This window comes from Paenibacillus lemnae (assembly GCF_012933385.1).
Classification (GTDB): Bacteria; Bacillota; Bacilli; order Paenibacillales; family Paenibacillaceae; genus Paenibacillus_AQ; species Paenibacillus_AQ lemnae.
Map to the genome: position 1 here is coordinate 1 of NZ_JABBPN010000035.1, position 15524 is coordinate 15524.

A 15524-nucleotide genomic window follows, 5' to 3' on the forward strand; every position below is an offset into this window, starting at 1 on the left:
CGGGCCGCGCGCGCATGCGCCGCCGCCAGCACCGCCACCCGCGCCAGCACCGCCACCCGCGCCAGCACCGCATCCCGCGCATGCTGCGAGGCAGCATCGCCGTGCCGCTAACCGCCGCCGCGCTGCTATACAGCACCGCCGCCGCAGCCGTCTGGCATGCCGCCGGTTCGCGGCTGCGCCTGGACGGCGGAACGGTGGATGCAAGACGGCTTATGTACGAGGATGCGCGGCACATGTGGAAAGCGGCGCCCTGGTTCGGACAGGGCGGTGACACATGGAGAAGCCAGTACCGGGCGTTTCAAAGTCAGCCCTACGTAGGGGCCGAGATGCACAGCGGCTGCATCGATTGGCTTCTGAATACCGGCGCGCTCTCTATCCTGGCTGCAGGGCTGCTGGGGTGGACGCTGTATCGGCTGTGGAAGCATCGCCAGACCTCGCTGTGGGCTCCACTGCTGGTGCTCTGCCTCCACAGTCTTGCTGACTTTGACTGGGCCTTCGGTTTGATCTGGCTGTTAATCTTCATCCTTCCCGCAGCAGGACAGGACTCTGTAATCCGGACGTCCGAGGACTACGCAGAACAACGGTATGCTGCATCATCCCGCTGGTCTAATATAACGCTTGTTCTTTGGCACGGCACTATTTCCAAGACTATCCTTCCTGCACTCATTCCGATCGTCCTGATCCTTGCTACCGGTTTGTCGGCCGTGATGTGGAGGGGCCAGTACCACCTCATGCTGGCTGCGAATGAACCTGACGCATCGGCGCGTCTGGTTCAGCTGCGTCAGTCCCTTCGGTGGAATCCGTATTCGGTGGAAGCAGCAGTCCAGATGGCGAATCTGCTTCCGGCGGATGAGGCCCTTCAAACTATCCGCAAAAGTCTTGCCCATTCTCCTGCGAGCCCTGAGCTCCTATGGAAAACAGCGGTTCTTTATGCGGACAAGGGGCTGGCGGAACAGGCCGCACAGTGGTTCAGCATCAGTCTGAGACAGGATGTCTTTCATGCCGAAAAGTATACGCAGGCGATTCAATCCCTGTCTGCCCTTGTTCATTCTCGATTGGAAGCCGGTGATCCTGTCTCTGCACGGCAGACCGCAGCTGCTGCAATCATGCTATATAACGAGTATAAAAAAACGGCGGCTGCCGTAAGCGGCACCTCCGCGTCCCGTAATGACCGGCAGTTTGGAATGACACCTCAAGCAGAGCAGGCTGCAGCTGAGATCTGGCGCTGGCTCCACCCACCAGCCTCCACCTCCAGCCCTCCCAGCACAGCTGCATCCGGCAGGAGTTCTTTCTGAGTCACCTTGTCTTTCAACAGCAGCGCGCTTGTATCAACCGCCAAATGCATCCCGAAACGCTGTTATGAGCGGTTTTTCAGGCACCTGCCACAGCTCTGCCAGCTCAGGGGCGACTTCGGATTCCCACCAGTCGCACAACAGCTTTTTGTTGCTGTAATTCTCATAAATCCAGATCAGTTTGCCAATGACTTTGCGATAATAGAGATCTTCACCTTGTTTCATGAGGTCAGGGGATATATATGTTTTCAGCCGCTTCGCCGTCCGGTACAGCTCTTTGCTGCATGCCCGGCGAATTCCCCTTGGGGAAGGTGGACGTACGCCGGCTTGTTTGCTGTGTGGTGTATGCATGGATTTCACTCCTTTGTTCACCATATGTGCCGAACCGGGCGGAAGACACTGAATGCAATCACAATGGGCGCTTACCAGGACCCGGGACATGTCCGGGACTCTTTCTGAATAGATTGATAGTGGCAGGGCTTTACGCAGCAAACCATAAATTTCGGGAATGAAGCAGGAGGATATGATGGAATGGATGTATAACCTGATCGCGCAGTTGTTTGAGTGGATCCAGAGCCTGGGTTATCTCGGGATTATGCTGGGATTGATGATGGAAGTCATCCCGAGTGAAATTGTGCTGGCGTACGGCGGGTATCTGGTTTCGGATGGCAGGATCAGCTTTTGGGGGGCGCTCCTTTTCGGAACGGCCGGAGGAGTTATAGCCCAGCTGATGGTTTATGGTGTCGGACGGTATGGGGGCAGACCGTTTCTTGAGCGGTACGGCAAGTATATCCTGATTCACAAAAAGCATATCGATTACGCAGAGGACTGGTTCAGAAAATACGGAACCGGTGTGATTTTCACCGCCCGGTTTGTTCCGATAGTTCGCCATGCTATCTCGATTCCTGCAGGAATCACAAAGATGAATGTCTGGCGCTTTACCTTACTGACAACGCTAGCCGTGATTCCGTGGACCGCATTGTTTTTGTACCTGGGACTGATCCTCGGTGATCAGTGGGAGCTGATTGACGAGAAGGCAGCACCTTATCTCAGAGAGATCCTGCTGGGTGCTTTGGCAATCCTTATCTTTTACTTTATAATTAAATGGATGAAGCTCAAAAAAGGGAGGGCGAACCATGGCCGTTAATCTGTCTCACAAGTTTGGCACGGGGATCACACCCAAGCAGTTTATAGACAGCATGGAGAAGAACAAAGACACTTTTCAATCCAACTACGATGCATTTGAGTGGAGTAGTGAACAAGATCGTGAATTTTTTGCAAGTCTGGAACGTAAAGATGATCTCCGGGTGCTTATTCTCGCTGCCGACTGGTGCGGGGATGTGGTACGTAATGTACCCGTCGTATTCCGCGCACTGGAAACCGCTGGCATACAAACCGAGGTGCTCGTGATGGAGCAGCATCTGGATGTCATGGATCAATTTCTGACATTTGGCGGCCGTTCCATACCGGTTGTGATTTTTACAAATGCAGACGGTGATGTGCTGGATAAGTGGGGACCGCGTCCGGCCCATGTCCAGAAGCATATGGCTGAGTTTAAACAGAATTACCCTGACCGTGAAGCACCTGAATATCAGGACAAGCTGATGGAAGTGCGCAAGGACATCCATAAGGCTTATGGTGAGCAGCATGAGTCAGCTGCAGCGATTATTGCTGAACTGCGGCATTTGATCTCGGGGGTTTAACGGATGCTGACGATTACTTCATACAACCTGGGCCCCTTGCAGACCAATGCGTACCTTCTTATTAATGAGGACCTGGGAAAAGCGGTGATTATTGACCCCGGCATGAATCCCGGACCACTGGTCAAAGCTATCGCTGATCTCGAGGTTGAAGCGATTCTGCTGACACATGCTCACTTTGATCATATGGGCGGTGTGGATGAAATACGCAAGCTCAAGGGTTGTCCCGTCTACCTGCATGATCTGGAGCAGGACTGGCTGACGACCCCGAAGCTGAATGGATCCTTGATGTGGCCGCAGGTAACGTCGCCGCTCAGTACCGATCCGGCCGAATATGATTTTGCCGCCGGGCAGAAGCTGGAGCTGATCGGCCACACCTTTACGGTATATCACACGCCTGGGCATTCTCCGGGAAGTGTCAGTCTGTTGACTGGCAGCGACTTGTTCGCCGGGGATGTATTGTTCCGACTGGGTGTCGGCCGTACAGATTTACCGGGAGGAAGGGAGCGGGATCTTCTGGATTCTATCCAAAATATCCTGTTCAAGTTTCCAGACGATACAACGGTTTATCCGGGTCATGGTCCCCGAACAACGATCGGCTATGAAAAAGAGCGGAATCCCTATGTCAGATGAAGTCGGTAATTTGATTTCCTCGACATCATTACATCATTTCAGGGTAGACAAGACGTTGCAATGTTGTTAAAATGATGTCAATTGAATGTTACCTTTTGCGAAGCACGCAGACTGTGGATTAATTTCCCGGTTTGCGTTCTTTTATTTTACAGGCTTTTTTTGCGTGATTGGTGAAATGTTGTACGAGGGGGATATACAGTGAAGTACGAGATCTTGCCATACGTTGTCGATACACGGGATGTAATCATCAGAGAACACGTTTCTGATCTTTGCAGTTCTACAGCAGAGAGGGATAACTCTGTCATTTGGATGCGAATGATCAGGGATAATCCCGAATCACAGCCGTGGAGGAATAAGCTGGAGTCCCATCGTGCGGGTTTTTATTGAACGAACAGCTCAATCTTCATCCGCAGGTCAACGGATGTGTTAACTATGTCGTGATGGGATGCATGCCAAGCGTAACACCCTGGTCCAGATTTTCGCTCCTGCTGTTAAAGATTATCTCGTAGACAACTCTATTGTTTTTTAGTAGACTAAGTTGATAACGAAAGACAACACAGGAGGTAGACGATGCTGCGTTTAGGGGAAAAAGTTACAATCGTCGCAGATGCCTTTGAGCAAAATCTTCCCGTTGGCCAGTACGCATATATTATTGCCTACGACCGAAATCCGGACAATGCGTTTGAATACGTAATTCGGATTCCCTATCTCAACCGTAATTTTTTTGTTCCGGCCGGTGATATTGAGCTGGAGGCTGTCGTGTTGAAGCAGGAAGCCGAGCGGATCGAGCGGGAAGCGCTCATCGATTTTGCCCTGTCGACATATAATGAAAAGCTGTTTCATCAGGTGATGAACGGCGAGCAGGATATAGCTGAAGAGGAGGAGGAAGCCAAGGAGACGCTGTCTCAGGCTGACTTCATCAAACAAGTCAATCTTCGTGCTTGGATTTAGAAGAGTCGGCCTTGGGCCGGCTCTTTTTGCATGCCGGTTTGGATTGAATTGTCCCCTCTTCTACAATATAATGAGAAAAGTTATTCGCCAGAAAGAGGAGTGAAACACATGAGCATTACAACCAAGGACGTTCAGCATGTGGCCAAGCTGGCCAGACTCAATATGACACCGGAAGAAGAGAATCTTTTTACGGATCAGTTAAATGCGATATTACAATATGCCGAGAAGCTGAAGGAGCTCGATACAGAAGGTGTTGAGCCTACCACCCATGTTCTGCCGCTTCACAATGTCATGAGAGAAGATGAGAACCGCAAATCTCTGCCGATAGAAAAGGTGCTGCTGAATGCGCCGGATGAAGAAGACGGTCACTTTAAAGTACCTGCTGTCATGGAATAGTGCGAATAGAGGAGGATACACAACTTGAGTTTGTTCGATTATAAATTAACCGAGATACATAACAAGCTGCATGATAAAGAGCTGTCTGTCAGTGATCTGGTCGATGAAGCCTTCCGGAAGATTGGTGAGCGAGACGAGAAGGTTCAGGCATACATTACGCTGAATGAAGAAGGGGCACGTACACAAGGAAAGAAGCTTGATGACAAGCTTGTATCCGGTGAAGAACGTGGATTGCTGTTTGGCCTGCCTGCCGGTATTAAAGACAACATCGTTACGGAAGGGCTTCGCACCACATGTGCCAGCCAGTTTTTATCCAATTTCAATCCTGTATATGATGCTACGGTCGTATCTAAGCTGCGTGCTGCGGATGCGGTGACCATCGGCAAATTAAATATGGATGAATTCGCTATGGGAGGATCTAACGAGAATTCCAGCTTCTATCCGGTACGCAACCCATGGAATCTTGAGAGAGTTCCTGGGGGCTCCAGCGGAGGCTCCGCTGCAGCGGTCGCAGCCGGAGAAGCTTTCTTTACACTGGGTTCGGATACAGGCGGTTCGATTCGCCAGCCTGCATCATACTGCGGTGTCGTTGGTTTGAAGCCAACCTATGGTCTGGTTTCCCGCTTCGGTTTGGTAGCTTTTGCTTCTTCTTTGGATCAGATTGGTCCGCTGACGAAGAATGTCGAAGATTCTGCCTATGTGCTGCAGGCGATCGCAGGCTATGACGGCATGGATTCCACCTCTGCCAAAGTCGAAATTCCTGACTATGTTAGCGCCCTGAACGGCGATGTATCCGGTCTCCGGATTGCTGTCCCTAAAGAATATCTGGGGGAAGGCGTAGATGCCGGGGTGAAAGAGACGGTGCTGAGCGCTTTGAAGGTACTGGAAAGCCTTGGCGCTGTGTGGGAAGAGGTTTCTCTTCCGCATACCGAATATGCCGTAGCGACTTATTACCTGCTGGCCTCCTCCGAGGCATCTTCCAATCTGGCACGGTTTGACGGTGTCCGTTATGGCCAGCGCGTGGATCATATTGGCAGCCTGCTGGATCTCTACCACGAATCCCGTACCCAGGGTTTTGGAGATGAAGTCAAGCGCCGGATTATGCTGGGTACTTATGCTCTCAGCTCCGGGTATTATGATGCTTACTATTTAAAAGCACAGAAGGTGCGTACCTTGATCAAGCGTGATTTTGATCAAGTGTTCGAGAAATACGATGTCATTATCGGACCAACGGCTCCAACGACAGCGTTTAAGCTCGGTGCTCAAGTAGACGATCCACTGACCATGTATTTGAATGATATTTTGACAATTCCGGTCAGTTTGGCAGGCGTGCCGGCGATTAGTGTACCTTGCGGATTTGCAGACGGCATGCCTGTCGGACTTCAGATCATCGGTAAGGCTTTTGACGAATCGACCGTACTGCGTACGGCTCACGCTTACGAACAGAACACAGACCATCACAAACGGCGTCCGGAACTGTAAGGACCGGCAGAAGGAGGGAAACGAGATATGTCTACATCCAATTATGAAACGGTCATCGGGCTGGAGGTTCACGTTGAACTGCATACCCAGTCCAAGATTTTCTGCGGCTGCTCCACGTCTTTCGGAGCTCCGCCCAACACACATACCTGTCCCATCTGTCTCGGGCATCCCGGCGTTCTGCCGGTGCTGAACCGACAGGCGGTTGAATATGCTATGAAAGCAGCCATGGCGCTGAATTGTACGATTGGCGATATCAGTAAGTTTGACCGCAAAAACTACTTTTATCCCGATTCACCTAAAGCCTATCAGATCTCCCAATATGATCAGCCCATAGGGCTGAACGGCTGGATTGATATTGAAGTGAATGGCGAGACCAAGCGCATCGGTATTACACGCCTTCATCTTGAAGAAGATGCCGGCAAGCTGACTCATGTTGACGGAGGATATGCTTCTCTGGTTGACTTTAACCGTGTAGGGACACCTCTGGTTGAGATTGTATCGGAACCGGAAATTTCTTCACCCGAAGAAGCGAAAGCATACCTGGAGAAAATGCGTGCAATTATGCAGTATTGTGATGTATCGGATGTTAAGATGGAAGAAGGCTCGCTGCGCTGTGACGCGAACATCAGTCTTCGCCCTCACGGGCAGAAAGAACTGGGAACAAAAGCCGAACTCAAGAACATGAACTCGTTCCGTGGTGTGCAGCGCGGATTGGAATACGAACAGTATCGTCAGGCTGAAATTTTGGACGAAGGCGGAGTCATTGTCCAGGAGACACGGCGATGGGATGAAGCTCAGGGCAAGACGCTGTCCATGCGCGGCAAGGAAGAAGCGCACGACTACCGCTATTTCCCGGATCCGGATCTCGTACGTGTTCATATCAGTGACGAATGGAAAGAAGCAGTCCGCTCCACGATTCCGGAATTGCCGGATGCAAGAAAAGCCCGTTATGCTGCGGAGTATGGATTACCTGATTATGATGCAGGTGTAATCACATCATCCAAAGCGATGGCTGACTTCTTTGAAGACAGTCTGAAGTATACCCAGGATGCCAAGTCCGTCTCCAACTGGATTATGGGTGAGCTGATGGGGTATTTGAATGCGAACAATCTTGAGCTGCCTCAAGTCAAGATCACAGGTCAAGGTCTCGGGGAAATGATCGGACTGATCGAAAAGGGAACGATCAGTACCAAGATTGCCAAGACCGTGTTCAAAGCGATGCTGGACAGCGGCAAGCTGCCGCAGCAGATCGTCGAGGAACAGGGCCTGGTGCAGATCAGTGATGAAGGTGCCATCAAGAGTATCGTGGAGCAGGTGGTCGCGAACAATCCGCAATCTGTGGAGGACTATAAAGCCGGCAAACAGAAAGCGATCGGGTTCCTCGTTGGCCAGGTCATGAAAGAAAGTAAGGGTAAAGCGAATCCCGCGCTTGCCAATAAGCTGCTGGTGGACGTGCTGAACAGCTGATTACCGGCTCAAGAACAAAGGGAACTGCCTTCATGGCGGTTCCTGTTTTGTATATAAATAAACATCAGCTCTATTATGAATGACAGCAAAGGAGGCGGAAAACCCCATGGTTCATCTATTGTCACTGGAAGAACAGGAGACCGTACAGGAAATATGGACACTCCAGCATGCATCCTACCCGTATGAAGCAGAGAGGATTGGCCTGACCGAGCTGCCGCCCCTTATGGATACTTTTGAGTCTATTGCTTCATGCGGTGAAATCTTTTATGGATTCCGGAGCACAGAGGGGGATCTGATAGGAGCCATAGCGGTTGAACTTGGGGAAGAACAGCTTACCATCAGCCGGATGATGGTTCATCCGCAGTATTTTCGTCAAGGAATTGCAGCGGAACTGATTACTGCGGTGCTGGATACGTATGCTCGTATTCCATTATTCATCGTTTCGACCGGGACGAAGAATGCGCCAGCAGCAGCACTGTACGAGAAATACGGCTTCAAGCGTGCGAGCACTTTTGAGGTGGCTCCCGGTGTAGAGCTTACAGAGTTTCATCTGCGCCGCCATGCATAGCTTTATCATTCGCAAAACAACAAGCTCATAAGCATACTAGGAGGAGTTCAATGGATAGCCCATGGGTGATTGACAATACGAATATTTTGTTAAGGTTAGTGCTTTCTCTTGTGCTGGGAGGAATCATCGGCTGGGAAAGAGAGCGTTCCAATCACGCAGCCGGCTTGCGGACTCATATTTTGGTTTGTATGGGATCATCCTTAATTATGCTGCTTTCGGTGTACGGATTTTCTGACTTTGTGGACGAAGTGAATGTGCGGATTGACCCGGCTCGTCTGGCAACCGCTGTCATTACCGGGATCGGGTTTCTCGGAGCGGGAACCATCTTGTTTACTGGCAAGTCCATCACGGGCTTGACCACTGCCGCTTCCATCTGGGTTGTAGGAGCCATTGGTCTTGCGGTAGGCGCGGGGTTTTATTTTGCAGCGGTGGTTTCGACGCTTCTGATTATCGTTAATCTGGTCGTATTTAATAAACTGGAACAGCGCTATATTCGTGGCAGCAAGATGCATTTAATTTCTGTGCATGCTGCTAACGCGCCAGGCCTCTTGGATGGTCTCTCTGATATGCTGAACAACAAGGGATTTGTCATCAAAAAACTCATCGTCAACGAGCGCAGTTCTGTCCCGTATGGGGAAGCACAGCCGGCTGTTCCAGGATTAGAAATATCGCTGCATGTCCTGACAGACCGCAAATTTGACCCGGTTGATCTGACGAAACAGATTCGCGAACTGGGTGGTGTCACCATGGTCACAGCGGAGTAAAGCGTTATGGCCTAAGCCACCCCTGCAGGGGTGGCTTTTTTGAAAGGGGAATACCGGAAGCCTGTGAAATGACTTGGATATCCAGATTTTTTACAGTTACTACCGCCCAGGTTTAGGGTACTATCAAAGAAAGAAACGATGGTTTTTCGGAGGGAGGGGAGTATTATGCCGGAACCGCAAGCACTGCAAAAACAAAACAAAATCCGAGCCTTATCGCCGAAACGATATCATGGCCTGCTCAGGAGAAGGAGGAAAATCCCTGCTCTTCTGCTGGCTGCCATCATCCCCGGCATGGGACATATATATCTTGGTTTGTATCGGAAAGGTCTATTATTTGTCATGCTGTTGATGCTCGACGTTTCTGCACTGCTGTATTTCTCCTCCATCGGCATGCAGATCAATGTCCCGCTGTTAATCCTGCTGGGGCTTTTGATCCCTGCGGGTTATTTTTATAATGTATACGATGTGCTGCAGACCGCAGATTATATGATTTCCCGAAGACGACGTGCAGAAAGTTCAGCTTCTGTCCATTTCCATAAGGCAGATCGTCATGAACGTGATATTTTCAGAGGAAGAGGCGGATTTGCGTTTGGGTTGATTTTAATATTGGGAGGAGCCCTCTTGATCCTGCTGCATCAAAAGCCGGCTTGGCTGCAAACCACCATTCGTGACTTTGGCACGGAAATTTCAGCTGCGGCTCTCATTTTGATCGGTTTGTTTCTGGGTGTGAAAGAACCTGTGAGTACGAGGCATACCATCAAAATTGGCAGATATACGGCAGCACTGCTCCTGATCGTGACAGGAGGTTTGCTGCTGGCAGACGAATGGCGCGGTACGGATCATATTTTTATACTGCTGTCCTGGTGGCCGTCTTTGTTTGTCATTCTCGGATTAGAATATTTAGCACGCTATACGTATTTCAGATATCGTCGTTCTTCAGCAAAAGAATGGCGATTCCGTCCGGATATCCGCGGCATGCTGCTGTGTCTTTTTGCGGCGGGTTCCTTCTTTTTCGTATCCCAACAGGAGCACTTCCTGCATTTGTGGAATCGGGTCAGTCTCAATCTGACTGCTGCCGGGGTAGACTATAGTGAAGAAGCAGACAACCGGTTTCTCAAACCTTTGCTTGAAATCCCGGTGGATCTCGAAACGTCCCGATTGACGGTAGATCAAATAAATGGTGATATCATGATCCAGCGGGCAGATATCGATCGTATTCGGGTGAGGACCGAGGTATGGGTCGACCAGGAAGAACCCGCATTAGCTGAGGCTATAGCGGAGCAGTCAGTGATCGAAGGCGATGAAGGCAGTATTATATCTATTCAAGCTAAAGGGAAATCCTATGGTCAATCAGGAAAAAGGCAGCCGAGGATGAACCTCGATATTACCATTCCGGATGACCGGCGATTTGATATGGAACTTCGCACCATGAACGGGGCGATCACACTGCTCGGAGTCGAAGCCATTCGCAATATTGAACTGGAGTCCGGAAATGGACCGATCACATTGAGCGGAGTGTATGGAGATGTGACCGGAAAAACATTAAACGGGAACATCAACATCCGGAATGTTAACGGAAACGTTAAGCTCTCCAGCAACAGCGGAAGCATCCAATCGTATGATGTGACTGGCAATGCCGTATTAACAACACAGGTCGGTAACATTACCGCCAATCGACTTGCTGAGGATATTGAGGTCAAAACGAAGAACGGAAATATTTCACTGGCAGGAGTTAGACAAGCGTTAAAAGCCGAATCTTTGAATGGAGCTGTTGATATTCGTTCCGGACTCATCGGCGGTGCGTGGGATGTGTATAGCGCTGTAGGAGAGATGGTGATCCACATTCCGCTCATAGGGGATTACAGTCTGGAAGGAACGACCAGCTACGGAACCATTTTTACGGACATTCCTTTTTTCCGGGTCGAACAAAAAAAGGTTACAGGCAGAATTGGAAGCGGGGATCACTCCATCAAAATCGAGGGTAACAGCAACCTGAACATCTACCGGAGTTATCCTGATACAGATAACAGGTCAGGTGAGCGCGGTCAGATCCCGCTGCCTTATTGACAAATTTTAAAACATAACATTACAATAAAATGAGCTGCATCATTTTTACAATATGTCAGTCATCTGATCAAACTACAAAGGCGGTGGGCATTTATGGGAACGTCCGTAGAACATGCGTTGGAACAATTGAAGGCATCGGGTGTCCGGATCACGCCGCAGCGTCACGCGATTTTGTCCTACCTGGTTGAATCCATGGGCCATCCCACGGCCGATGATATATATCGTGCATTGGAACCGAAATTTCCAAGCATGAGCGTAGCTACGGTATACAACAATTTAAAAATGTTTATCGAAGCGGGTATGGTTCGTGAACTTACGTACGGTGACAATTCCAGTCGTTTTGATGCCAACGTCTCGGATCATTATCATGTAATGTGCGAGATATGCGGTAAAATTGAAGATTTCAGTTATCCGACCTTGTCTGATATAGAACATCAGGCGGAGAAGATTACAGGTTTCCAGGTGAAAGGTCATAGGATGGAGCTGCACGGCATCTGCGGAACCTGCAAACAACTACATCACTAATCTAAAACGTGCGGAATAACATATTCCCCACGTTTTGTTTTTTTTATGAGAGATGCAGCGGGAACTTAGTATAGGAGGAACCATATTGACAGGAAGAAGACGGAGGCGGCGCAGAAACAGCGGCAGAAAAAAATGGGGGACATTATTCTTATTCATTCTTGTTGCGGCGGGAGCATGGTGGATCATAGATAAAATGCCGAACACCAGACATGCTGAGCCTGACTGGAAGGGAGTAAAGCAGCCGGTTTTTGTAGAAGGTGTGATGACCGGATATTCGGCTGATGGCAGTGGAGAAGCTTTAATGCTTCCTCTTCCGCTCATACAAGAATATGTGGATCCTTACATACATGTTGAGGATGATACGGAATCCGTCATTTTAACTACGCCGTCCGATGTTGTTTGGCTGAAGCTGAATGAACGTACAGGTGAGCGAAATGGCCGTGCGATGACGTTTAAACAAAGTGTCCAAAAAATCTCGAATGAAGTATACATTCCGGCCGGCTTGCTGAAAGAACTTTACGGCACCGCATTCCATCAGGATCCGGATACAGGAGCTGTGATTTTAATGCGAGCGGGAGATCTTCTGACGCTTGGAAAGGCCTTTTCCAAAGATACTGACGAGCTTATTCCTCTGCGGCACGGGCCGTCTGTGAAATCACCGATTATGGAAGATATGTCTCAGGGTGAGCGAGTTCGAATATGGGGATCGGAAGAGGAATGGTATTATGTGCAGACTGACAGCGGATACACAGGATTCATTCAACAGGAGCGGGTAGAGCCTGCAGGGGATAAGCTGATCCCAACCGTGATCCATGAGCCGTCACGGGCAGATAAGGAGTGGAGAGACAAGTCGGTTAATCTGACCTGGGAAGCCGTGTATTCACGGAATCCGGATACGCAATCCATTGGGAAGCTTCCGGGTGTGAATGTGGTCAGCCCTACCTGGTTCAGCATTGTGAGCGAAGAAGGAAAAATTGAGAATTCTGCAGACGCTGGTTATGTAAAATGGGCTCATGGACAAAACAAAGAGGTGTGGGGTGTGGTTACGAACAGTTTTAATCCGGATATCACCACATCTGTGTTATCTCATTACAAGACACGTGCTGCACTCATAAAGGATATGCTGGCACTCGCTGATCAGTATGATCTCGATGGGATTAATATCGATTTCGAGAACGTCTATACGGCGGACAAACATAATCTAATCCATTTTATGCGGGAAATGAACCCGCGTGCCCGGGAGAAGGGACTCGTCACCTCGATAGATGTTACCCCTAAGTCTAACAGTGAAATGTGGTCAGCATTTTTGGACCGGAGAGAGCTGGGAAAAGCCGTTGATTATATGATTGTCATGTCTTACGACGAACATTGGGCGGCGAGCCCCAAAGCCGGATCTGTTTCTTCCCTGCCTTGGGCTGAAGGTACAGTAAGGCGCATCCTGGAGGAAGATGATGTTCCACCGACCAAGCTTGTTCTAGGTATTCCTTTGTATACACGGATATGGACAGAAGAAGGTAAGGATGGCGGTGGGAAAGTATCGTCCAAAGCTGTCGGTATGACTGCTATTCAAAACCTTTTGGCGGACAAGAAGCTTACTCCTGAATTCGATGAGTCGACAAAACAGAATTACGTGGAATACCAAGAGGATAACACGCTGAAAAAAATCTGGATCGAGGATGAAGTCTCCCTAGAAGCCCGGGTGGATCTGGCTCGAAAATATAAACTGGCCGGGATTGCTACATGGACTCGAAGCTTGGGGGCTCCTGCAGCTTGGGAAGTATTGAACCATATTCACCAATGATCTCATACCTTCGTTTTTTACTGCAAAATAAAAAAAGCCGGCTCCCTAAGGGTTCGGCTTTTTTGATTAAGTGACGTTGAGTGGCGAAAGTGGAGAATTTGTCCCGATGTAAACAGGCACTTAAACGGAAGTTTTCGGTTGTTCTGCTTCCAACTCATCTGCTGTAATGGTTGCGATACCCGGATCCTGTGTCAGGATCGTTCTGCAGAACATGCAGCGATCGGTTTTACCCAGCATTTTGGTGAGTTTGCCGCATTCGGGACATTGAATCTGCACAGCGCTGGTTGAGAGCATTCCTGCCCAAAAATAGATCCCCATGCTGCCTAACATAGTAATCAGTCCCAAAACCAGGCCGATACCTGCGAAAATTTTACCGGCTTGTCCCCAGAACACGATGCCTGCGGTACCTAATACCATAAGTCCCATACCAATCATGGTAAGCAGCAAACCCCAGGTACGGAAGGCGTTAATTTTAGCGGATTTGAAGATCATGTATAAAGACTCCTGTCATTGAAATAGATTATAAAGAAGGAACTGACATTTACATGTAGAAATATAGTATAACTGAAATGGCTTGTTTTGGCCAAGGAATGTATGGAGGGAATCGTGGAACTAGCCAACTTTTCTTTATATTATAACAATTCGGTTGATGCAAAAGCTTTGGGAGCGGTCGTTTACCGAAATCGCACTGCAGGGTTTAGTGGTTCGCTCGCTCATGATTTTGAGTTGAATCTGCTTGTTGTATACGAAGGAGAAATGACAGAGCCTGAAGTACAGCACATTCATGTTTTAGGTGAACGATGTCAGATGTTTAATCTAAGCATAGACGAACTGCAGCATGAACTGATCACTGCAGAAAATCATATGATACTGAAATGTATAATGGATGGTAGCTTGATCAAAGATACTGAGGGGAAATTGAGTGAACTTCGGCGTGAATTTTTAACCTTTGGCGGTTCTTTGAGAGAACAAAAGCTATTTGTTGGGTTTGCCCGATTTTTAAGACACTATGTGGATGCCAAAACTCATTTGAAAAACAAACATGTACTGGATGCCTTTTTGAGTATGATGGAAGGTTTGCAGCAATGGGCACGAATCGAGCTTATTCAGAGAGGTATTCATCCGGAAGATGCTGTGTGGGAGCAGATGTCGGGTTTGAATACGCCAGTACGCAAGTTGTACGAAGAGCTTACAGACAGTTCAGAAACGCTGGCACAGCGTATTGAACTAGCGCTGCTGGCATGTGAGTTTTCAGTGATCTCTAAGATGGCGGAATACTCACAGCCTCTTATGCGCATTCTACGCAGCAGGAAGCTTCCATGGTCCATTCAGGAACTGATGCAGCATCCCATGATGGAGCAGGTGAGTACAGAACTGCCGCTTGTGCTCCGAAAGCTGGTGTATCGTTCCCTGATTCATGAAGCTGTAGGATGGAAAGAAGCCCATCGGACAGGAAGCGAACACATACGTTATCTAGCGAACTGAAGTGTAGAGGGAGAGCTTTATTAAAGCTTTCTCTCTTTATCTTTAAAAGTAGTTGACGGCTAACTTAAATCTGTGATACATTATAACTCGCCCCTTTGAGAGGCGATGACAAAATTCATCCTCGAAAAATGTCGGTTAAGAAACTTCAAAAAAAGTTCTTGACGAAACAATGGGCAATGTGATATATTATAAAAGTCGCCGCTGAGAGATTGGTTGTGACGAAAAATGAGATTTTGATCTTTGAAAACTGAACAACGAGTGAGTTAAACCGATCTTGCTTTTAGCAAGATCAAACATGAGATAGTAATATCTCGTCAGTTTTGAAATGAGCTTTTAAACTCATCGGTCGGATATTTTCTCGGAGTCATTCGGGAAAGTGTTCGCTCGATAAAT

Annotated in this window: 16 protein-coding genes; 14 read left to right on the top strand and 2 right to left on the bottom strand. The window is 48.9% G+C overall.

Features of this window, described 5'->3' with window-relative positions:
* Positions 1-1295 (top strand): O-antigen ligase family protein (locus HII30_RS21010; protein WP_211184722.1); only part of this gene is annotated, 1295 nt, incomplete at its 5' end.
* A gap of 33 nt (positions 1296-1328) precedes the next feature.
* On the opposite strand, the gene HII30_RS21015 is transcribed toward HII30_RS21010, so the two are convergent.
* The gene (locus HII30_RS21015) at positions 1329-1643 is read right to left on the bottom strand and encodes a hypothetical protein (protein WP_169507004.1); all 315 of its coding nucleotides are present in this window, start codon (positions 1641-1643) and stop codon (positions 1329-1331) included.
* Between the two features lie 175 nt (positions 1644-1818).
* Here HII30_RS21015 and uptA point away from each other — a divergent pair, with 175 nt between their 5' ends.
* The 12 genes from uptA to HII30_RS21075 all read left to right on the top strand — a co-directional run bounded on the left by uptA (position 1819) and on the right by HII30_RS21075 (position 13646).
* On the top strand, positions 1819-2439 hold the full coding sequence (gene uptA, locus HII30_RS21020) for an undecaprenyl phosphate transporter UptA (RefSeq protein ID WP_169507005.1): 621 nt from the start codon (positions 1819-1821) through the stop codon (positions 2437-2439).
* A complete protein-coding gene (locus HII30_RS21025; RefSeq protein WP_169507006.1) occupies positions 2429-2995 on the top strand; it encodes a thioredoxin family protein in 567 nt (188 codons plus the stop codon). The genes uptA and HII30_RS21025 overlap by 11 nt, the downstream gene beginning before the upstream one ends.
* 3 nt (positions 2996-2998) lie before the next feature.
* Positions 2999-3625, top strand: coding sequence for an MBL fold metallo-hydrolase (locus HII30_RS21030; protein WP_169507007.1), 627 nt, complete (start codon positions 2999-3001; stop codon positions 3623-3625).
* 570 nt (positions 3626-4195) lie between these two features.
* Complete coding sequence (locus HII30_RS21035; RefSeq protein WP_169507008.1) at positions 4196-4576, top strand: ATPase; 381 nt, start codon at positions 4196-4198, stop codon at positions 4574-4576.
* A 108-nt stretch (positions 4577-4684) separates the two neighbouring features.
* Complete coding sequence (gene gatC, locus HII30_RS21040) at positions 4685-4972, top strand: Asp-tRNA(Asn)/Glu-tRNA(Gln) amidotransferase subunit GatC (RefSeq protein ID WP_169507009.1); 288 nt, start codon at positions 4685-4687, stop codon at positions 4970-4972.
* A gap of 24 nt (positions 4973-4996) precedes the next feature.
* Positions 4997-6454, top strand: a complete 1458-nt coding sequence (gatA, locus tag HII30_RS21045) for an Asp-tRNA(Asn)/Glu-tRNA(Gln) amidotransferase subunit GatA (RefSeq protein WP_169507010.1) — start codon at positions 4997-4999, stop codon at positions 6452-6454.
* 27 nt (positions 6455-6481) lie between these two features.
* Complete coding sequence (gene gatB / locus HII30_RS21050) at positions 6482-7921, top strand: Asp-tRNA(Asn)/Glu-tRNA(Gln) amidotransferase subunit GatB (RefSeq protein ID WP_169507011.1); 1440 nt, start codon at positions 6482-6484, stop codon at positions 7919-7921.
* Positions 7922-8027: 106 nt separating this feature from the next.
* Positions 8028-8489, top strand: a complete 462-nt coding sequence (locus HII30_RS21055) for a GNAT family N-acetyltransferase (protein WP_169507012.1) — start codon at positions 8028-8030, stop codon at positions 8487-8489.
* A 50-nt stretch (positions 8490-8539) separates the two neighbouring features.
* On the top strand, positions 8540-9253 hold the full coding sequence (locus HII30_RS21060; RefSeq protein ID WP_169507013.1) for an MgtC/SapB family protein: 714 nt from the start codon (positions 8540-8542) through the stop codon (positions 9251-9253).
* Positions 9254-9418: 165 nt separating this feature from the next.
* Positions 9419-11320 (top strand): DUF4097 family beta strand repeat-containing protein, encoded by a 1902-nt coding sequence (locus HII30_RS21065; RefSeq protein ID WP_246246811.1) that lies wholly within the window; start codon positions 9419-9421, stop codon positions 11318-11320.
* A 93-nt stretch (positions 11321-11413) separates the two neighbouring features.
* Positions 11414-11845, top strand: coding sequence for a peroxide-responsive transcriptional repressor PerR (gene perR / locus HII30_RS21070; RefSeq protein ID WP_169507014.1), 432 nt, complete (start codon positions 11414-11416; stop codon positions 11843-11845).
* A gap of 85 nt (positions 11846-11930) precedes the next feature.
* Positions 11931-13646 (top strand): glycosyl hydrolase family 18 protein, encoded by a 1716-nt coding sequence (locus HII30_RS21075; protein WP_343045145.1) that lies wholly within the window; start codon positions 11931-11933, stop codon positions 13644-13646.
* 120 nt (positions 13647-13766) lie between these two features.
* On the opposite strand, the gene HII30_RS21080 is transcribed toward HII30_RS21075, so the two are convergent.
* Positions 13767-14138 carry a YgzB family protein gene (locus HII30_RS21080; protein ID WP_169507016.1) on the bottom strand — a complete coding sequence of 124 codons (372 nt, stop codon included), beginning with the start codon at positions 14136-14138 and terminating at the stop codon, positions 13767-13769.
* 114 nt (positions 14139-14252) lie between these two features.
* Here HII30_RS21080 and HII30_RS21085 point away from each other — a divergent pair, with 114 nt between their 5' ends.
* Positions 14253-15131, top strand: a complete 879-nt coding sequence (locus HII30_RS21085) for a nucleotidyltransferase-like protein (RefSeq protein ID WP_169507017.1) — start codon at positions 14253-14255, stop codon at positions 15129-15131.
* Positions 15132-15524 lie beyond the last annotated feature (393 nt).